The organism is Haloarcula sp. 1CSR25-25 (assembly GCF_032027985.1).
Lineage (GTDB): Archaea > Halobacteriota > Halobacteria > Halobacteriales > Haloarculaceae > Haloarcula.
The window spans coordinates 307,465-326,979 of the sequence record NZ_JAHYBW010000004.1 but is presented as its reverse complement, the minus strand read 5'-3'; the positions used below and the strand labels follow the sequence as shown (position 1 = coordinate 326,979).

Sequence of the window (19,515 nt, the reverse complement as noted above, 5' to 3'; positions counted from 1 at the left end):
CGTATTGCTTATTCACTGAAATGCTTAACTTTTGTCCTTGTCCTGTCTGTATGGGTGAGAAACGGTCGAACCACACGGTATACAACGTCAACTATCACTTCGTGTGGTGCCCAAAGTATCGACACCCGATACTGGGTGTGATAGAAACCTCACTGGAATCCAGTTTTCGAGAGGTGTGCGACAACTACGACTACGAGATACTGTCGTTGCACATCTCACCCGACCACGTACAACTGTTCTTGTCGACACATCCCAAACACGCCCCGAGAGAGATTGTGCGGACTGTTAAGAGCATTACAGCACGAGAGATGTGGAAACAGCACGAACCCCTGTTGAAAGAATACCTGTGGGGCGGTGGCTTTTGGGAAGAATCGTACTACGTGGGTACGGCTGGTGATGTTTCAACCGATACGATTGAGCAGTACATCGAGCGAACGGAACACGTTTAGTGGAGCTTACGGCCTTCACCCTCGGGGTCAAGCCCCGAGGCACTCGGCCTGTTCCGCCTGTAGACCCTACGTTTATCTCCCGTGGTGTCCCATGGTGGGATATGGCGCCAGAGATAACCAGCATCGAGTCCGTCGAGTTCGCCTACCCCATCGAGGACGTGGGGACAGACCAACACGGGTTCAACCTGGTGTACGAGCCGGGCTCGGTAACGGAACGGAAACTGTTCGGAATCAAGATCCACACCGACGAAGGAATAACGGGCGAGTACGTCGGCGGCAACTCCCCGGGTGCCGCCCAGATCAACACCTTCGCAAACTACCTCGTCGGCAAGAACCCGCTCGAGCGGGAACGCCACTGGAGCGAGGTAAAGCGAGCGCTCCGGAAGTACGACCGGATGGGTATCGGTCCCATCGACATCGCCCTGTGGGACTACGCCGGCAAGAAATACGACGCCCCTATCCACGAACTGCTCGGGACCTATCGGACGCGGCTCCCCGCCTACGCCTCCACGTACCACGGGGACGAGAACGGCGGGCTCGACACGCCCGATGCCTTCGCCGACTTCGCCGAAGACTGTCTCTCGATGGGGTACGGCGGCTTCAAGATCCACGGCTGGGGCGGCAGCGAGGGGTCCCGCGACCTCGACCGGGAACTCGCGGCCGTCCACGCTGTCGGGCAGCGGGTCGGCGACGAGATGGACCTGATGCACGACCCGGCCTGCGAGCTGGAGACCTACGCCGACGCGCTGAAGCTCGGGCGCGCACTCGACGAGGAGGGGTTCTTCTGGTACGAGGACCCGTACCGGGACGGCGGCATCTCCCAGCACGCACACCGCAAGCTCCGACAGGCCCTCGACACCCCTATCCTCCAGACCGAGCACGTCCGGGGCCTCGAGCCGGCGACGGACTTCGCGGCCAACGAGTCGACGGACTTCCTGCGGGCGGACCCGGAGTACGACGGCGGTATCACCGGCGCGATGAAACGTGCGAAGGTGGCGGAAGGGTTCGGGCTGGACGTGGAGTTCCACGCGCCGGGGCCCGCCCAGCGCCACTGCATCGCGGCGGTCCGCAACACGAACTACTACGAGCTCGCCCTGGTCCATCCCGACGCGCCGAACACCCAGCCGCCGGTGTACGAGGGCGACTACTCCGACATGCTCGACACCGTCGACGACGATGGCACCGTCCCCGTTCCCGACGGGCCGGGCCTGGGCGTCGACTACGACTGGGCGTACATCGAGGACAACGCCACCGGTAGCGTCCACACGTACGAGTGATATGACGTACAGAGCCGGCATCATCGGGGCTGGCGGCATCGCTGGGATGGGTATCCTCGGGATGCACGACGAAGCGGACATCGGCCGGAAGAAGGTCAGAGCCAGCCACGCCGGGGGCTACAGCGCGACCGAGGGCGTCGAACTGGTGGCCATCGCCGATGTCGACGAGGCGAAACTCGACCGGTTCGGTGAGGCCTGGGAGATCCCATCCGACCGGCGGTACGTCGGCCACGAGTCGATGCTCGCGGCTGAGGACCTGGATATCGTCTCCGTCTGTACGCCGTCGTATCTCCACGCCGACCACGTCGTCGACGCCGCCGAGTCGGCGGCCGACCCCGGACTGATCTGGTGTGAGAAGCCCATCGCCTCCTCCGTCAGCGACGCCGAGGAGATGGTCGCCGTCTGTGAGGAGACGGACACGGAGCTGCTGGTCAACCACTCCTTTCGGTTCACGACGAAACTCCAGCGACTCAGGGACCTCGTCCAGAGCGAGGACCTCCTCGGTGACGTCCACGCCGTCGCCACACAGTTCCGAATGGAGCTGTTGCGCAACTCGACCCACCTGCTGGACACGCTGGTGTACCTGCTTGATGCCCGTGCAGAGCGTGTTTCTGGCTACGTAACCGGTGAGAACGAGGCCGTCGATTCCCTCGAAGCCGGGGAGCGCGTCGACGACGCCGGCGGCGGCGGATTCGTGGTGATGGACGACGGGAGCTTCGTCACGATCGACTGCACCATCCCCCGGGAGGCCTCCTCGATGACGCTCCAGTTCGTCGGCAGCGAGGGGAAGCTCTACCTCAACAACGACGACGGGGAGTGGCGGTACTGGCGACTCGACGACGGGACCCACGTCGAGGACGACCTGCCGGGCATCGAGGGGGCCTGGACGTGGGACGAGGACTACCGTGACGCCTTCGTCAACGCCGCCGCCGACGCAGTGGCCGTCCTTGACGGTACCATCGAGAACCCCTCGACAGGCCAGGAGGCGACACGCTCGCTGGAGATCATCGTCGGCTTCTACGTCTCCCATTACACCGGCGGACAGGTGTCGGTCCCGCTGGCCCGGCCGCTGCGAGACGTGACCATCACGTCGTGGTGAGCGGAGGAGGACGGCCGCGGCGTCGGCCGGGCGCCACGCTTTGACGAGTCGACGGATGTTGATACCGACCAGTCGGTCGCCGAGCAGTCGACCCCAGTGATGTCAGCCGATTTCTACTCTCGGCGTTTTGCACGAGGAAACCGCTCGGCCAGCAGCCACACAGCCGACCTTGCCGGTTCCGGTGACGGTGTGCTGGCGCTGGTTTTACAGATACATTTGGCGGCGATAGGCACTTTTGGACAGACTATCTGATTATTCTGAGCTGTTTCCCTCTATCGACGTCTAGAAAGAAGACAGAAAATTCTAAATCTAGGTTTTACTGGGTAGATACTGTCGAACTGATAGTAAAGACAATATCTATGCCCTTGTTGACCGCAAAGCTCTTGCTAAAAAGCGACGAAAACGTCTGGCACAGTGCCGAGAATGTTCGAACTACTGACGAGAAACACCGAAACCGCCACCCTGGTTTCACCGCAGTCCTCAGACGCCTGCCACCGGACTAGAACATCTTAATAACGACCGCCCGAATCTCAGGCTGTGCATCGTGTCACGCTCGATACCTGGCTTGATGGATGCCCGTTAGGACGGGTGACTGCGAGCCACGACGTGGCCCTGACGACGCCGTACTGGAACGTCTCGCCGGAGACGGGTCGGTGTGATCTCTGGGTCGAGGCCGCCTCCAGCGAGCGTTCGCAACTGGAGGCCGGTATTCGAGCGCTCAGAGACGCTGACGCGGTCACCTACTTCGAGCTGAAACGGAAACGCGGCTTACGGGCGACGACACGCGTGCTGTTGGAGGACACGGTCGCTATCGAAACGGTTCTGGCCAACGGTGGGGCAGTGATCGGCCCCTTTACTGATATTGACGGCAGAGAGCGCTGGCATCTCGGCTTCGCGGACGCTGATGCCGTCGACACCGCGCTCGGTCAGCTCGACCGGCGCCACGAGTTCACGGTGGTCGAACAGACGGCCCTCGACGACCGCAGGGGCCCGAGCGTCTTCCGGCACTTCGACGAGGCGACCGCGTTGCTCGACGGGTGCACACAGCTCACAGAGACCGAAGCACGGGTGCTTCGCACTGCAGTCACGCGGGGCTACTACGAGACGCCGCGCGAAGAGACCCTTGCCTCGCTTGGCGACCAGTGCGGAATCTCGGATGCTGCCGTTTCGAAGACGCTCCGCCGAGCGGAGCGCAAACTCCTCGGCGCGGCGGTCACCGCACTCAACGGCCTCGACGAGCCCCTGGGAGAAACCGACTATCGGGACGACGGTTAGGATACTAACCCGCCTGTTCACGGTATCGGGAGCGCTCTCTCTACCTGATGGAGCGCGATCGGAACGTGGTGGTTGCATATCTCCCGAGATTGCCTGGCGTAAGTCCTATGACCGCTGATTGGGGTCGGTCTTTCCGGGTCTGTTCTCGGCGAATAGTGTGGACGGATCGGTCGACCGCTGGCTGTCTCGAAGGGGCTTCGGTGCCCTGAGATGACGGGACCACTCCTCACGTCCCGGTACCGTACTGCCGGCCTGTTCGTGCTTCTCGCGGCGGTGTGGGGCGGCACGTATCCGGCGGTAACGGTCGGGCTCGATTCGTTTCCACCGATACTGTACGCCGCGCTTCGGCTGGATGTCGGCGCGGTCGTCCTGGTCCTGTACGTCGGTCGGACGCAGGACTACTGGCGGCCACGTGGCACCCGTGATTGGATCGCCGTGTTCTCGGGCGGTCTCCTGACCCTCGCCGGCTACAGTATCCTGCAGAACGTCGGTCAACAGACCGTCCCGAGCGCGATTGCCGCCGTTCTCACCGGACTGATTCCGATACTGACCATCGGGTTCGCGAAGGTGTTCCTCCCGGAGGAGACGTTCGGGCTGATAGAGCTGGTCGGTGTCGGTTGCGGGTTCCTCGGACTGGCCGTGATCACCCGCCCGGAGCCCGGAAACCTGTTTTCGGGGAACACCGTCGGGCAGATGGTTCTGGTGCTCGCGGCTGCGTCGTTTGCACTCGGTGGCGTTCTCACCCAGCGAGCGGACGCTGAGATGCCCTTTCCCTCGCGAACGGCGTGGGCGATGGTCGTCGGGGCCGTCTTCACGCATCTCGCCAGCTTCGTGAGCCCCAGCGAATCGGTGAGTCTCGTACGATGGACCGTCGACGGGCTCCTCGGACTCGCCTACCTCGGCGTGTTCGTGAGTGCGACCGGCTATCTGCTGTACTTCTATCTCCTCCCGCGGCTCGGCTCCGTCGAACTCAACCTCGTCACGTACGCGACTGCGATGTTCGGAACGGTGTTCAGTTGGCTCCTGTTCACCGAGCCGGTGACGGCAAGCACTCTCTTTGGCTTCTCGGTCGTCATCTTCGGGTTCGTGCTCCTCAAATGGGAGACGGTACACGAGGAGTATCAGCGACGGCGGCGCGGAGTCGAAGCGAAATGACAGGGACAGACTGGTCACGAATCGGTCGATGTAGAGATTTCGGCTGTCGCTTCAGACACCGGTGCAAGCCTCACGCGTTTCCGGCGCCAGCACCGCCAACCACGAGTGTCGGGACATCAGTCAGCCTGACAACACGTTCTGTCGTGCTTCCGGCGGTGGCGATGCGTGAGAACCCGGTCCGGCCCTGTGTCCCCATGACGATGAGGTCGACTGCGTAGTCGGTGGCGGCGTCGACGATTTCCTCGCTCGGCGTTCCACGGCGAACGTGACGCTCGACGTGCACGCCGCGCTCCTCGCCCAGTGTGGCCACCGCGTCCAGCGCCTCCTCGCCGGCCGCTTCCTGTTTCTCGACCGCAAAGTCCCAGTGGCCGCTCGGCCCTGCCTGTTCGACGACGAACAGCACGTGGACCACCGCATCGAACTGCTCGGCGAGAGTCATCGCCTGTTCGGCAGCCAGGTCGCTGTGGTCGCTCCCGTCGATCGGAACGAGGATACGTTCGTACATGCAGCCATCAGCGCGTGGCTGGGAAATAAACGGTGGGTTCAGTCACCGGCCAATAAAAATATCTGCTGAGGAGGGCTGTATCTCCCTATATGTTCAAAACCCCACATTTGGATAGGCGGAGTTGAAACAGCATAATTCGGTGAATCTTCCCGACTCGGTTCTAATGATTAGTACTGCACTCAGCAATTCCTGGCACAGACAAGCCTTTTGTCCCTCTCAGACAAGGTGTCACTATGACAGCGGATACCGCTGAACAACTCAGGCGGGAATTGGAGGCGGTTTTCAACAGCGCAGTCTACCCTGTCGAAGACCCGATGGAACTGGTGCCCGTGTTACCGGACGGCCCGGGCACGACATTCGAAGCAGGTGACGTAAGCGTCGGGGTGATGGACTTTGGAGCGGAGTACGCCGAATATCAGGACTACCCGTACGAGACTGCCGAGGCCCTCATCGACGACCTGATGACCGGCTTTCGCGAAGAAGGACTGTTCGACTGACCTGAACTTTCCTCCTGACTTGTGACCAGAAGACTGGGACTCGGTTACCCGTGGTCGTTAAAAAGAGCGCATCGACGACAGCGACAACAGTGGCTGTGAGGAGGTCGTATCAGGTCCTCGCGTCGTAACCCGCATCCTCCACGGCAGCGACGAGTTGGTCCGGACCGGCATCGCCGTCGACAGTCACCTGTTCGGTGTCCCGGTCGGCTTCAGCGCTCTGGACACCAGCGAGGGCTTCTATGGCCTCTTCGACGGTCTGCTCACAGTGACCGCAACTCATCCCTTCGACGGTCAACGTCGTTGACATTGCGGTTTGGCGGAGGGTCGCGCCGAACTTTCCGGTTACGGCTTCCGAACTAAAGCCCGGTCAGCAGCCGAATTCAAACGTGGCAATATATAGTATGGATTGAACGTTATTGTATACTTTATCGAACGACGGTAGTGCGATTGGTGTGGACATAATTTCAACTGTTATTATGGGTACACCGAGTCAATAGAGAGTCATATTTACCATCATTACAGTCACGGTCTCAGTTACGTGCGAATCACGAGGGAGTAGTGAACCGCCGCAGGGTCAAACCCAGAAGCTCCCCGAATTGGTCCACCAGGAGCGGATATAGCTCTCAGAGTCCATTCCTACCCGTGGTAGACTTGGTGAATGGCGGTTAGACCGGCGGCGACCAGAGTGTGACTGACCGCTCTCACTCGGAGATGTCAACAGTGAGTACTGGTACGGACGACTTCGTGACGACTTTCTGTGCTGTACTCCCGAGCATATTCTTTTCGTATGTGTCTGCCTGAGTTCCCATCGTAATCAGGTCGATGCCAGCGTCTTCGACGTACGACACAATGACATCAGCCGGATTCCCTCGCAGGATGGTCGTCGAAACGTCGATTCCTTCCTGCTCGAGCGTGTCTTTGACTACTGATGTGGCCTCTTCGCCCTCAGATCTCAGGTTTTCCAGTACGTCGTCTTGCATTTCGTCATCCATCGACAGGAACGCCCGATCGTCGATGACATACAGGGCGTGGACGGTGACGTCTCGCCCTTCGGCAATATCGATTGTGTGTTCGAGGACCTGCTTTGTCGACGTGCTCCCATCCGTCGGAACGAGAATATCGCTATACATCGTTCGTATAACTCGAGTTGTCACAAACATCGCTTTCGATTCTGCCCAGCCACAGGAAAGACGTCAGCTGTATCACCACCCCGGTTGGCATCGATTCAGAGGTACCCGAGTCGCTCCAGTCGCGACTTGAGGTCCACGTCGTCAAACCCATCGATGTCGTACTCCGCCATCTCGTCTTCCCCGGCCGCGAGTTCTGTGATTTCGAGCGTCTCGCTTTGCTCCGCGGAGTCGGCGACAACGGCTACCGGCGGACGGTCGATGGGTGTTCCGTCGGCGGGCTCGGAACGCCGTCCCCGCACGACCGCTTCGTACTCGTCCGGGCCCCACGCTGCGCGCTTGTATACGGTGTCGCCGGGGCCGTCCCGATACACGAGCGACGCGGGTCGTCGGAATCGGTCCGGGTCGTCGGTGTACTGCTCGGCGTACGCCGCCGTCTGACCGGTCGGTGGCGCCTGGTACGCAGTCGTCTGCCCGTCAGGCGCGACGAACCACCCGGAATCGTCCCTTGCGCCGTCAAAGGCAGCCAGAACGGCGTCGGGAAACCGCGATAGCGTCGCCAGGGACGTGATTCGGCGCCCCTCGGTCTGTCCGGGTCCTCGGACGACAAGTGGGACGTGAAACAGTTCCTCCTGTGTGCCCATGCCGTGCATGACGGCCGGTGGCTCCGTGGCAGCCTGTGGCGGTTCCCCGAAGCCATCACCGTGGTCCGATGTGATGACCACGAGCGTCTCGTCCAATGCGCCGCGTGTCTCCAGTTCCCCGATAACCTGCTCCAGAATGGCGTCAGTCTGTCGAATCGCCCCGTCGTACAGCGGCTCGAGAAGCTGTCCGACTCCCTGTGGGAGTTGCTCACCGTAGACGCTCCACTCCCACTTGATCGGGAGTTCGTCGTGCATCGCCCAGTAGAAGTCCGCGCCCCACTCGTCGTAGGCGTCCCGCGTTGCATACGGCATGTGTGCGTCCATCAGATTCAGACACGCGGCCCAGGGCCCCGCTTGCTCGTCGACCCAGTCGGTGAGTCTGTCGGCGTACCAGAAGCCGTCGACACCGTTGCGGGTCTCAGACGGGTCCGCAACGTCTGTTGAATCGGGTCGTTCCGTGACAACGGTCTCGAAACTGTCACTGAGGCCCGACGGGTGAACCGTGAGATACGGGTTCTCGGTGAACACGCCGGTCCCGTATCCCTCGCCGTGGAGGTAATCGAAGATGGTCTGGCCGGGTAGCAGCCGCTGGGTTATCTGGAGCTTGTGGCCCTCGGACGGGACGCCGGTGAGCAGACTCGCATGGGCCGGAAGCGACCAGCTCGCTGTTGTCCGTGCCTGTGTGTACACCGTCGCCTCGCGACCGAACGCTTCGAGAAAGGGTGTGGTCCTGCGCCGATGTCCCAGCACAGAGGTGTTCGCCGCACGCACGCAGTCAAGCACGACGAGCAACACGTTTGGCCGACCCATTGTCAAGTTTTAGGAAGCATCCACGGCAAAAATATGTTCTGTAATGGGCTGCTTCTGTACACGGTAGGCGACAGATACACCGAACCAGTATCGTGGGCTAGCGTCGTTGTCGATTAAACCCAAGCCCGAGCTTATTGACATTCTCCTCGCTGAACGACGATCAGAAAAGCAGACGACTTGCCTCACCATGGGGTTCGTCCACTCAGCAACCATCGTGAGTTCACGTCTCGGCCAGTTTCGAGGCGTGATTGTGTCTCAGTTCGTGAGATGGGACCGCTCGAGGGCGGTAGGAGCTTGATAACCTGCTGAAATTCTACGGATTTGTGTTATAAAACAACTAACTATACCAAACACTCCCGAAAAACGCTAGATACATGCAGAAAATAGCTCATATAATAGTAACAAATTTGCAATTGATAGTCAGATTATTGTACAGCTTATCCATTGCTATCCTAATTGTACTGATCGGGTGGTGGCTGGAACGGGAGGATTCGCCACCATCCTCGACATCGACACGTGCGCCGAAACCCCCACGAAACCCACCTCGTTCAAATTCCGTGAAGGCCACTAGGAAATGAACCATCGTGTTCAGATAAGCTGATTCCATGCGATCCTGAACGACCAGAGCCTATCGTCAGCTGTTTCTGCTTCGGCGTTGCTGAAACGGTTCGAAAAACAGATAGTTCGTCGTTTTGTAACTTCAAATATACGTTCTAAAGCATCTCAATATCCATGTTTTTCGTATCTGAAATCGAGGCCATACCGATGACGCCCAGTTTGTAACAATTTGGAACCATCGACGAGAAACACGGCGTCATCGACATCGTGTTTCTCACTGAGGTGTAGGAACGAATGAGCGATACCCTTCGTCGTGGTAGGTCTCAGCGGTGGGTGAAGCAATTTGTCCATACCTGGATTCACAGCAGCGTCCAGGCAGTACTGCTCGCCGTTGAGCCTGATCACGGTTTCGTCAACCACAACGTGGTCCGGTGATCGTCCATCTTCGGGCTGTAAATCCGCCTTGTGAACCCAATAATGTACAGTTGACCGAGCGCGTTAGACACTGAGTACCTCAGAAATAGATATAGTATTTGAAAGTGATAGTTCGGCGGGACTGCATACGCAGCTTCATCAGCAGGCGCGATGTTGCTCCTCGCTCCAAAAACTCCAAATCGATTTAGTCGAGACTACCGCTGATGCCGGCGGTTGTGTGCCTGAACAATTCAAAACCGCCGTGTCTCACTCTTCATCCGTATCTGAACACCGCGTGCTCACCACGCCTCCGTTTTAGATTCGGAAACCGCCAGACTACAGTTCTTTCGACCACTCCACCTCGTTTCCAGTCCTCGTCTGAGCATCTCACGCAACTGTCATACCGAGCCCCGATCAGCCCGTAGTCTTGACCTCCGCGAAATCGACCGCAGAGAACTACCAGCCGTACCGCTCAGAGACGCGTTCTCCGAGCATCTGCGTGTACAGGTGATCGGTAGCAATCAGTAGCACCGCTGCGCTATTCAGGTTCGCGAGAGTTGGCCACCCATGATGAGTTTCAATCTGGTACCTTTCAGCGGGGACACAGACTCGACACACATGTTCCTGGTCTGCCGTGGCTGAGTCGACGGTCTTGTCAACCCAGTAGGAGCCCAAGCCGCCGGCCTCCACCACAACGTAGGATTCATTTTTCGGTCTACGAAAACCGTCACACGAAGCGACAACGAAGTTCGTGGCTATTGACGTAGCGGAAGAATGCGGCTATTCGTACTTTCTGGGAAAGGGATAGGTAGCCGACTATTCGAAGTTCCAGTACGTCCAGGTGCGGTACTTGCCGCCGCCACCGTAGTAGTTCCGAATGGTCGTTGAGGAGTTAGCTGACCCCCCGAATGAGGCTTGTGGGCCGGCGTGCGTCAGTTGGAAGGTGTGGTTATCAATCACGTCATCTTCCCATATTCCTCTGATCCAGGTTAGTGCTTTATCGAAGAACCAGTTCGCAACGGCCTTTACCCACCGGGCAATGACTGGCCCCGTCAGCGATGAGACGTAGGTCTCAATGTACTCTTCGATCTTTTCAGTCGCTTTATTGTAGAGGGTTTGTAGCCACTGGGGAAAGTCGCCCCAGTCACGTTCAACCATCACTATGTGGGCCGTATAGACCTTGGGCCACTTCTCGCCGCCTTCTCTAACATTGAAGTAGTTCACCCTCCGGTCTGGGCTGTAATTCCGCCATTCACCGGTGTCAAAGTCGTTCGAAACGCTGAATGGTCCAATTTGCCCTACTTCGCCATCTTCGTCGACTGTAATCCCGCCCAACGAGATTTCATCGCTACCTGACCAGTCCCAGCCGGTTTCGTCGACGCAATACACCTTATCGAGCATAAAGCTCACTCCGTTGAATCGGTACTCCTGTCGTGGCTCGAAGTCCGTTGGATTCGGGTGCCAGTCCCGAACTACCGGATCGAACGGATGATTTGTACCGACATCTTCTCTCCGGAGGAGTTCTTCATACCTTCGGATACCACCGATAGTTTGATGATCAAGCTTGGCATCAGCGACGATGTTACGATTCTCGAGGTCGATGTTTACGAATCTGGAACCGAGTTCCTGCTTCCGGAGGGTCGGATTGTCGGCAATCTGAGTGAGTTTGCCGACAGCTTGGGCGCGAACGAACGGCTCAGCCGCGTCAAGCCGTTCTTTCATTATGTGTTCGAAACTGGTCTCGTCATCCGGCAAGCTGTGCTCTTTTGCAACCCGGATCGCCCCGGCTTTTGCTTCTTCTAGGACGGCTTGACCGACACGGGTGAGGTCTTTGTCGTCGAGTTTCGGATCAACAACGTCGAAGCTGTGCTCTGTCATACGTCCCGATTTTGTTAATGATGCAACATAAATCGAGAGGTTTTTCACGCAGAGTCGATTTGAGGAATAATCGAGTGAACAGTTGTCGTGGTGAACTGCCACAATCACTCGCCGCTGACGTGGCTGGTTCTTTGAGGCTGGGTCATCTGTCCTAGGCTAACTTTGGAACGGCCAGAGAACGTCAGTAGTTAGCGGCGTGAGAACCGGTGAGGAGATGAACGCAACACCCACCAGATACGGTCATAGAAGTGCGATTAATAAAGACGTGAGTGTTCACGTGCCCACAAAGGTTCGCTGGTCGAAACGCCACAGGACGCGCACTGCTTACTCGTCCTCCTTGGGTTGACCGCCACGAAGTGCGTCCCTCTCGCTCGCATTTGTATTCAAGCAACAATAAGAACGTTCGCCATACCAGAGCCGGTATGTTACAGCTGTTCGACGGCGATTCAAGCATCCCCGTCACATTTAGGTCTTCGACCTATATAATGTCGTATTCATGAACAGAGGACGCCGAGACTTTGTCTAAGGAGTCGCGGCGTTTACGTCGGAAAATGCCTGTGGGGGAGAGCAGAGGGGAGCACTGTTCAGTCGGGTCCCCCTGTGGACAGGGACCAGTCCGGACAAAAGATTCCATCTGAGTCAGCTTCCGATCTGAGTCGGTTCAATAAGGCTTGTTTGCTCGTTTTTTTTCCCGTCATGTCTAATCGGCCCTTGGTAGCCAGCATCCGGAGGGCAATGCCAGAAAACACCGCACAGGCAATAGAGGTACCCCCCCGTTTCTCATATCCCCCATTTGGTACCGGTCCCAACAGAGGAGTTGTTGCCAAGACGTCACACCCAGCATACGGTGTGTCTAGTTCGGCGCGTATTCCTTCGACTACCGTTCCTCCGACACCAATCACCTCCTCAAATCGGGCTGGATAGATGGCTTGTTCAGTTGACGGATCACGGTCTACTCCGGTCGGTGCGATAACCAGAGATTGTTCAGCTAAGCGCTGTATGGTGCTGTGGAATTCATCAGTGGACTCGGGTGCACCAAAGCCTACTGAAACGAGTTCGGGATTGTGATTGGTAACCCAGAGTAACGCTTCATTCATTCGTTCCCAGGGGACTGGTTCATGATATTGGACAACCTTGGCGACGAGCACACGGACATTCGCCGAGGAAATGGCTGCCACCTGCACACTCACCCCGAGGTGATGCGTCCCGTGTCCATTAGTGTCGTCAATGCCTTCGTCACTTCCAGTGAAATCGCGCCCCACAATTCCGAAGTCTGTGAACGCCTGATGGGCCATATCAGCACCTGAATCAACGATTGCGAACGTCACTGGCGGCGTATTTGTAGGAGATGACATAGACTTTTTGAGTTACGGCATGACCGAATATAAACTCAGTACCCTTACAAAGCCGGTCAGTTGAGACGCCTGCTTGCTGAGGGTGTGTCCAGAAACCACCAGCAAGCATACAGTGCAATACACGAGGACCAACTTCTTAATTTCCTCGTCAACACTTCCCCGTTCTAGTTTAGTAGCAATCAAAGGCGAACTTACCCGATTCACCTTCTCTGCGTAACCGTTCACTGTATGTGTTTGGAATCCATTACGCCCACAGAAACAACTCGTCCAGATCCGGCAGTTCATAGCCCAACTCCAGCATCAGGTACAACTAAATCAGAAGCGCGTGGCGTTCGACCAATACAGAACCGCGACCGAGAGGCAGCCCCGACGCGTCGGCGTCCGGGCCCTCACCTAACTTCGCGTCCAAAGTAAGTCATACTTCGCACAGGGTTCCTCACCTGGGTAATTGCGACGATATTTCATCACTGGACTGGAGTAGCGTGTACAATTAAACTAAGACGGGTAGCGCCCCGCCCGAAACTTGGTTCCGTTCAGACCTTGGCGGCGTATCTGTCTACGAGGTCGAACGACTCGATGAGCACGAAGTCCTCTCTCTGTGCGAGGAACGCGGGGTCCTCTGTCGTGAATACTATCTTGGCCTCCATTGTCAGCATGGCAATATTATTTATACACTAACATGAACTGGACCCCTTGACAGTAAGGGTTCGGTTAGCGAGAGATACCGTAGATGTATTCATGGCCGCCTCTACCAGTGATTTCTGCGGTTACAATTAGCCGGTGAGTTTAGGACTATCGTGAGAAGAAACCGTGCCTACCGGATAATTCAGTCACTGATATATCACCAGATATACATCATTGTTGATTATCGGAGTAACAGCTGTACTGTTGTTATTTGATTAACTGTATTACATGTAATGGTCGGGCCGGGATACCGGCAACGAATTCTGTTTCACGATCTTGAGAGACCGGTTTGAGAAGTCGCACCTGAATGTTGAGGGAACGTGATACCACAGGTGTGGTTCACGCTTGAGGAATCCCACTGGCTCAGCTTGCTGGCTGGTCTCGCCGTCCTCTCTGAGAACGAATCCGACGGCTTCCGAGAAGATTCACGGGAGTGAGCTTTGAGCGGCCGGCGGCGGCCCCAGCCAACGGGAGGGGGCTGACAGACTCAGTGCTGACGAGCACCAGCCCTCGAACACGGTAGAAAGGTAAACTACTAATTGGGATGCCAACAAACACCACACCCTATGACGGTTTCGAGAACACGACTGCAACGGACCGGTCCGTACACAGGGTCCGGTAGCGATGGTGGTGACGGCAGTGAGTGACGCCGGGGCGATCGAGGACGCGAGCACGACGCTCGTCGGCGTGCTGGAGGACCGCATCGAGATGGACTCCGTCGATGTGGTGCTGTCGTCACCGAACGCCGTGACCGCCAGCTCCACGCCGACGATCGGTCTGTTTCTCTATCGGGTCGCCGAGAATCCCCACGGGGACCCGGTAACGTTCGAGGAGGTGGACCCGGGGACGGTTCGGCCCGGCCCGCTGACTGTCGACCTGGACTACATGGTCACGGCGTATCCGTCGGGCGGGAACAACCAGAACCAGAAGGTGCAACGCCAACACGGGCTTCTCGGGGAGGCGATGCGGGCGCTCCGGGACGTGGCCGTTGTCCGCGGCTCCGCGCTTCGTGGCTCGCTGGAGTCCGAGCTCCGGATCTCCCGGGGTGACGACGAGGAGACGCTGATGGACGTCTGGAGCACCTTCCCCGAGACGGCGTATCTCCCGTCGGTAGCCTATTCTGTCGGCCCAGTGTCGCTCGGCGCGGGGGAACCGGAACCGGCCGGCCGTGTCGAGTCGATTACAAGGCGGGGTGACGATGGCTGACCACTTCCAGAGCGTTTCGGAGCGGACTGTCGAACTCGCACTCGCGGTGAACCCGTACGACGAGCGCACTGGGACGCCGCTCCGGGGGGCCGCACCGGTATCTATCGACGCGGTCGCGGACGCGCCACGACTCAATCCCAGCGGCTACTGGCTCTTCCTGTCACCACCGACGGCATTGGGCGCGTCGGTGTCTGTCACCGTCGAGCCGCCGCCACAGTACGCCGGACGGACGGTCACGGTGGACACGACCCAGTCACCGCCGGCGGAGCGGATTCCCCTCTATCCGTCGACTGCCGCCTCCTTCCCGCCGGGGGCGACGCTGGTCCAGGGACGCGTCACGCACGGCGGGGCCGACCCACTCCCGGACGCGACCGTCGGTATCGAGCACACGGACCTCCTGACCCGTACGGACACCGACGGGACGTTCGTTCTCGAAATTCGTGGCGTCGCCACTAAGGAGTTCGCGGGCGCGGACGACCCGCTCCGGGTCGATCCGTCGTCCGCAAACCCGACACGGATACAGGTCTACCCGGACACTGGCCCGCCGGCGACGCCGACACTCGTGGCCGACCACCCGGACCACTCCACCGCCACGCGCTCGCTGCCCATCGACGAGGGCGATCACGAGCGGCTCCCGACGCCAATCGACCTGTGACCGACTGCCCCGGGATTGACTGCGAACTGCCGTGGCATGGCTGTAGCGGGGGCGTATGCCTGATTCGGTCGATAGGCGGGTCGTGACAATAAGTAAGTATTTGTACTGTGGGGTAATAGCGTGATAACATGTCACATGTCTGGAGGCGGCAGTAAATGCCAGAGTACCTTTCACCTGGTGTGTACGTCGAGGAGGTCGAGACGGGCGCGGCGGCCATCGAAGGAGTCGGGACTAGCACGGCCGGATTCCTGGGTGAGACTGAACGCGGGCCGGTCGAACCGGAGTTCGTCTCGAGCTTCGCCGAGTTCAAGCGGCATTTCGGCGGGTTCGCGGAGTACCGGCGGAACGAGCCCTTGGAGGGGACGAATCTCGCGTACGCGGTTGACGGGTTCTTTCGCAACGGCGGTAGTCGGTGCTACGTCGGCCGCGTGACAACGGCCACAGCGGCGGGGGACCACCAGCTCGGGCGATACGACCCGCCCATGGCGCTGACGGCTGACACTGAGACAGTCGGTTTCGGCGACGTCGTCGTCGGTCGGACCGTGTCCGAGACGGTAGAGATCGAGCACACTGGGGTCGAGAACGACCCCGAAATCACCATCCAGGACATCGCCGTCACCGGAGCGAACGCGGCGGCGTTCGACGCCGTGTTACCCGACGGGAGCACCACGCCGCAGGAACTCCCTCCCGGCGCGCCGCTGGTAGTCGAGGTCATCTATCAACCGGAGGACGGCACTTCCCACGAGGCGTCGCTGTCCGTCGACCACAACGGAGCGGACCCGCCGTTCGTCCTCCCGCTCTCGGGTCAGGGCATGGCCGCGGGGGACGCCGCCGAACTGGCCGTCGAGCCAACCACCATCGACTACGGGACGGTGCCGCTGGACACGGTAGTTCGAGAGACGGTGACTGTCACGAACGAGGGGCTCACCGGGGCCGACCCAGTGACAATCAACAGTGTTAGCCTGGGTGGAGCTAATCCGGGCGCGTTCGATGTGGCCAACGCGGGAGACTTCAATCCGGCCGACCTCCCAGTTGACGGGGGGCCGCGAACCATCGAAGTCACAGTCGAACACGGCGCCGCGGAGGAAGTGGAGGCTGTGCTTGAGATTAATGTTGACGGACAGCTCAATCCGGTGGAGGTCACGCTCCGCGCCGAAGCCGTTGACCCCGAAAACACGCTCGGGAGTTCGGCGGTCGCAGTCACGTTCGGCGAAACCGTCACGGGAACCAGCGAGGAGAGCCTCGTCGTGTTGCGCAACATGGGCGAGGCGGGCGACAACGACCTTCGAATCACGGATGTCGGGACGACAGGGCCGGCCGCGTTCGGTGCGACACTCGCGGCGGGTGCGCCCGATGTGACCCTCGCCCCGGGCGAAACGACCGTGCTCCGACTGACGTTCGCACCGACGACGGACGGGTCACTCCAGGGAACGGTCGAGGTGACATACGACGACGGCACCGGGACACCCACTCGAGTCATCCGGGTCAATGGGACCGGGACCGTGGCTCCCGGGGCGTACGCGGCCGACCCGCCCGCTCCGGCCGACCTGACCTACGGCGAGGTAGTCGTCGGCGAGTCAGGCACCGAGCGGGTCGTCGTCGAGAACACTGCGCCGACCGGCGGCGGCGACGTAACTATCGACAGCGTCGATATCCGTAACGACGGCGAGGACGAGTACCACCTCGCGCCGGACCTGCTCCCCGAGGACCCGAACCAACCGGTCGGGACGCTCGCACCCGGAGAGTCTCTGGCCATAGCTGTTACCGTCACCCCGGCCGGACCGGGCCCTGTGGAGGCCGACCTCGACGTGGACTTCTCGACAGACACCACTGGGACCGGAACCTACGCCCTGCGAGCGACGGGCGTCGACCCGATGCTGAACGTCGAGGCGGTCGGGCCCGGCGAGTGGGGGGGCCGCATAGCGGTAACGGTTCGGAACAGCGCCCGCGCAAACGACACTTTCGACGTTACCATCCGGTACTGGACGACGCTGACGGCGGCCGAGGGTACCGACGAGGAACTGCTCGAAGCCCAGGAGGAGCCAGACGTCGAGGAGATTTACACCGATTTGACGACGACGGAATCGTCGAGCAAGTACTACGAGACTGTCATCAACAGCGGCTCGAACCTCGTCGAGGTCGAGCGACTGGGGTCGGACCGCCCGGCGAACGGGACGGTCTTCCTCGAGGTCCCGCCCGACGACGAGGCCGACCAGGATGTCGGGCTGAGACATTACACCGGTGACGAGAGCCAGCCCCGCGGCGAACGGACCGGGCTCGCCGGGTTCGCCGAGACAGACGACATCAATATCGTCAGCGTGCCAGACGAGAATTCCATTGACGGCCTGACCGGCGCCATCGTCTCACACTGTGAGAACATGGCCGACCGCATCGCGGTCCTGCAGGCCCAGCAGGGGGCCAGTCCGGGCGACCTCCCGCCACAGACAGCGGTCTCGGAGTACGCGGCCATATACTACCCCCATATCGAAATCGTCGACCCGGAGACAGGAGTCCGAAAGCTCGTCCCGCCCGGCGGCCACATGGCCGGCGTCTACGCCCGGAGCGACGCCGAGAACGGCGTCCACAAGGCCCCGGCGAACGAAACCGTCCGCGGGGCCGTCGACCTGGAGTTCCCGATCACCAAAGCCGATCAGGCCCGGCTGAATCCCAAGGGCGTCAACGCCATCCGCTCGTTCCCGGGCCGCGGCATCCGCGTCTGGGGCGCCCGGACCACGTCGGCCAATCCGCAGTGGAAGTACGTCAACGTCCGTCGGCTCTTCCTCTACATCGAGGAGTCAATCGACGAGGGGACCCAATGGGCGGTCTTCGAGTCGAACACCGAGCGGCTGTGGGCCCGCGTCCGGCAATCAGTCCGGAACTTCCTCACCACGGTCTGGCGGGACGGCGGACTCGCCGGCACGACCCCCGAGGAGGCCTTCTACGTCAAGGCCGACCGGACCACGATGACCCAGACCGACATCGACAACGGGAAGCTCATCGTCGAAATCGGGGTTGCCCCGGTCAAGCCCGCCGAGTTCGTCATCTTCCGTATCACGCAGTGGACCGACGGCGTGGAGGGGGGGTCATAGATGGCGGACCGACACGGCCCACAGCGGAACACCCGGTACCTCCTCGAAATCGACGGCATCTCCAAAGCCGGCTTCAGCGAGGTGGCGATTCCGGAGGCCAACACCGAAATCGTCGAGTACCGAGAGGGGACGGACCCGCCGACGGCCCGGAAGCTCTCGACGCTTGCGGCGTACGGGAATCTCACGCTGAAGTGGGGCGTCACCTCAGACGCCATCGAACTGTACGAGTGGTGGAACCTCGTCGCCCAGGGGAAGACCGACGAGGCCCGCCGTCCCATCGCCATCGTGCTCCTCGACGAGGAGGGGTCGCCGGGGGCCCGCTGGGAGTTCGTCAGGGCCTGGTGTCGCCAGTATGACGCGCCGGACCTCAACGCCACCGGGAACGAGGTGGCTATCGAGGAGATGGAGATCGTCCACGAGGGAATGGAGCGCACCGCATGAGCGAGGACACCCTCCAGACCAGGTTCGAGTTTACGCTCCCCCAGGGGTACGTGGACGACGACGGGACCCGCCACCGCGAGGGACGGATGCGTCTGGCCACGGCGGCCGACGAACTCAAACCGCTGACGGACCCGCGGGTGCAGTCCAACGGGTCGTACCTGACCGTCATCCTGCTCGCCCGCGTGGTGACGGACCTCGGTGACGTCGGCGAGGTGACGCCAGGGACCATCGAGAACCTGTTCGTGAGCGACCTCGCGTACCTCCAGGACATGTACGAGCGCGTCAACGAACGCGGGGCCAACGTCGTGGACGTGACCTGTCCCGAGTGTGCATCGCAGTTCGAAGTCAGTGCCGAGGGCGGCCACAGCGTCTCGGCGGTGAACGCGGGAAACGGGGG

At 60.1% G+C, this 19,515-nt stretch carries 17 protein-coding genes and 5 pseudogenes; 12 read left to right on the top strand and 10 right to left on the bottom strand.

Annotated elements, in window-relative coordinates; translation table 11 throughout:
- The first annotated feature begins 50 nt into the window (after window positions 1–50).
- The 5 genes from tnpA to KZ498_RS14285 all read left to right on the top strand — a co-directional run bounded on the left by tnpA (window position 51) and on the right by KZ498_RS14285 (window position 5,255).
- Window positions 51–449, top strand: a complete 399-nt coding sequence (gene tnpA / locus KZ498_RS14305) for an IS200/IS605 family transposase (RefSeq protein ID WP_312619657.1) — start codon at window positions 51–53, stop codon at window positions 447–449.
- Between the two features lie 101 nt (window positions 450–550).
- On the top strand, window positions 551–1,726 hold the full coding sequence (locus KZ498_RS14300; protein WP_312619656.1) for an enolase C-terminal domain-like protein: 1,176 nt from the start codon (window positions 551–553) through the stop codon (window positions 1,724–1,726).
- Between the two features lies 1 nt (window position 1,727).
- A complete protein-coding gene (locus KZ498_RS14295; protein WP_312619655.1) occupies window positions 1,728–2,825 on the top strand; it encodes a Gfo/Idh/MocA family oxidoreductase in 1,098 nt (365 codons plus the stop codon).
- A gap of 537 nt (window positions 2,826–3,362) precedes the next feature.
- Window positions 3,363–4,100 carry a helix-turn-helix domain-containing protein gene (locus KZ498_RS14290; RefSeq protein WP_312619654.1) on the top strand — a complete coding sequence of 246 codons (738 nt, stop codon included), beginning with the start codon at window positions 3,363–3,365 and terminating at the stop codon, window positions 4,098–4,100.
- Between the two features lie 210 nt (window positions 4,101–4,310).
- Complete coding sequence (locus tag KZ498_RS14285) at window positions 4,311–5,255, top strand: DMT family transporter (protein WP_312619653.1); 945 nt, start codon at window positions 4,311–4,313, stop codon at window positions 5,253–5,255.
- A 70-nt stretch (window positions 5,256–5,325) separates the two neighbouring features.
- On the opposite strand, the gene KZ498_RS14280 is transcribed toward KZ498_RS14285, so the two are convergent.
- Window positions 5,326–5,760 carry a universal stress protein gene (locus tag KZ498_RS14280; protein ID WP_312619651.1) on the bottom strand — a complete coding sequence of 145 codons (435 nt, stop codon included), beginning with the start codon at window positions 5,758–5,760 and terminating at the stop codon, window positions 5,326–5,328.
- Window positions 5,761–5,993: 233 nt separating this feature from the next.
- Between KZ498_RS14280 and KZ498_RS14275 the strand changes: the two genes are divergently transcribed.
- Window positions 5,994–6,257, top strand: coding sequence for an MTH865 family protein (locus KZ498_RS14275; protein WP_312619649.1), 264 nt, complete (start codon window positions 5,994–5,996; stop codon window positions 6,255–6,257).
- Window positions 6,258–6,366: 109 nt separating this feature from the next.
- Here the strand turns inward: KZ498_RS14275 and KZ498_RS14270 are convergent, their stop codons facing one another.
- From KZ498_RS14270 to KZ498_RS14230, 9 genes and pseudogenes are all read right to left on the bottom strand, one after another.
- Window positions 6,367–6,564, bottom strand: a complete 198-nt coding sequence (locus KZ498_RS14270) for a cation transporter (RefSeq protein ID WP_312619648.1) — start codon at window positions 6,562–6,564, stop codon at window positions 6,367–6,369.
- A gap of 394 nt (window positions 6,565–6,958) precedes the next feature.
- Window positions 6,959–7,387, bottom strand: coding sequence for a universal stress protein (locus tag KZ498_RS14265; protein ID WP_312619647.1), 429 nt, complete (start codon window positions 7,385–7,387; stop codon window positions 6,959–6,961).
- Window positions 7,388–7,482: 95 nt separating this feature from the next.
- Window positions 7,483–8,838, bottom strand: coding sequence for a sulfatase-like hydrolase/transferase (locus tag KZ498_RS14260; protein ID WP_312619646.1), 1,356 nt, complete (start codon window positions 8,836–8,838; stop codon window positions 7,483–7,485).
- Window positions 8,839–9,426: 588 nt separating this feature from the next.
- A pseudogene (locus KZ498_RS14255) lies at window positions 9,427–10,015 on the bottom strand (IS6 family transposase).
- 611 nt (window positions 10,016–10,626) lie between these two features.
- Window positions 10,627–11,688 carry a hypothetical protein gene (locus KZ498_RS14250; RefSeq protein ID WP_312619645.1) on the bottom strand — a complete coding sequence of 354 codons (1,062 nt, stop codon included), beginning with the start codon at window positions 11,686–11,688 and terminating at the stop codon, window positions 10,627–10,629.
- Window positions 11,689–11,954: 266 nt separating this feature from the next.
- Window positions 11,955–12,235 (bottom strand): annotated as a pseudogene (locus KZ498_RS14245) (IS200/IS605 family accessory protein TnpB-related protein); the annotation flags it as partial.
- Window positions 12,236–12,272: 37 nt separating this feature from the next.
- A complete protein-coding gene (locus tag KZ498_RS14240; RefSeq protein ID WP_312619643.1) occupies window positions 12,273–13,016 on the bottom strand; it encodes a S8/S53 family peptidase in 744 nt (247 codons plus the stop codon).
- 196 nt (window positions 13,017–13,212) lie between these two features.
- Window positions 13,213–13,425 (bottom strand): annotated as a pseudogene (locus KZ498_RS14235) (IS4 family transposase); the annotation flags it as partial.
- Window positions 13,426–13,576: 151 nt separating this feature from the next.
- Window positions 13,577–13,699 carry a hypothetical protein gene (locus tag KZ498_RS14230; RefSeq protein ID WP_312619642.1) on the bottom strand — a complete coding sequence of 41 codons (123 nt, stop codon included), beginning with the start codon at window positions 13,697–13,699 and terminating at the stop codon, window positions 13,577–13,579.
- Window positions 13,700–14,366: 667 nt separating this feature from the next.
- Between KZ498_RS14230 and KZ498_RS14225 the strand changes: the two genes are divergently transcribed.
- From KZ498_RS14225 to KZ498_RS14205, 6 genes and pseudogenes are all read left to right on the top strand, one after another.
- Complete coding sequence (locus KZ498_RS14225; RefSeq protein WP_312619641.1) at window positions 14,367–14,933, top strand: DUF4255 domain-containing protein; 567 nt, start codon at window positions 14,367–14,369, stop codon at window positions 14,931–14,933.
- Entirely contained in the window at window positions 14,926–15,588 is a 663-nt protein-coding gene (locus KZ498_RS14220) for a hypothetical protein (RefSeq protein WP_312619640.1), read from the top strand. The genes KZ498_RS14225 and KZ498_RS14220 overlap by 8 nt, the downstream gene beginning before the upstream one ends.
- A 155-nt stretch (window positions 15,589–15,743) precedes the next feature.
- Window positions 15,744–16,028: pseudogene (locus KZ498_RS24705) on the top strand (phage tail sheath family protein); the annotation flags it as partial.
- A gap of 42 nt (window positions 16,029–16,070) precedes the next feature.
- Window positions 16,071–18,677: a choice-of-anchor D domain-containing protein gene (locus KZ498_RS14215; protein ID WP_396276135.1), complete on the top strand. Its 2,607-nt coding sequence runs from the start codon at window positions 16,071–16,073 to the stop codon at window positions 18,675–18,677.
- A complete protein-coding gene (locus KZ498_RS14210; protein ID WP_312619638.1) occupies window positions 18,678–19,118 on the top strand; it encodes a phage tail protein in 441 nt (146 codons plus the stop codon). It begins immediately after the preceding gene.
- Window positions 19,115–19,510 (top strand): annotated as a pseudogene (locus tag KZ498_RS14205) (hypothetical protein); the annotation flags it as partial. The gene KZ498_RS14210 and the pseudogene KZ498_RS14205, both read left to right, overlap by 4 nt.
- Window positions 19,511–19,515: the final 5 nt, after the last annotated feature.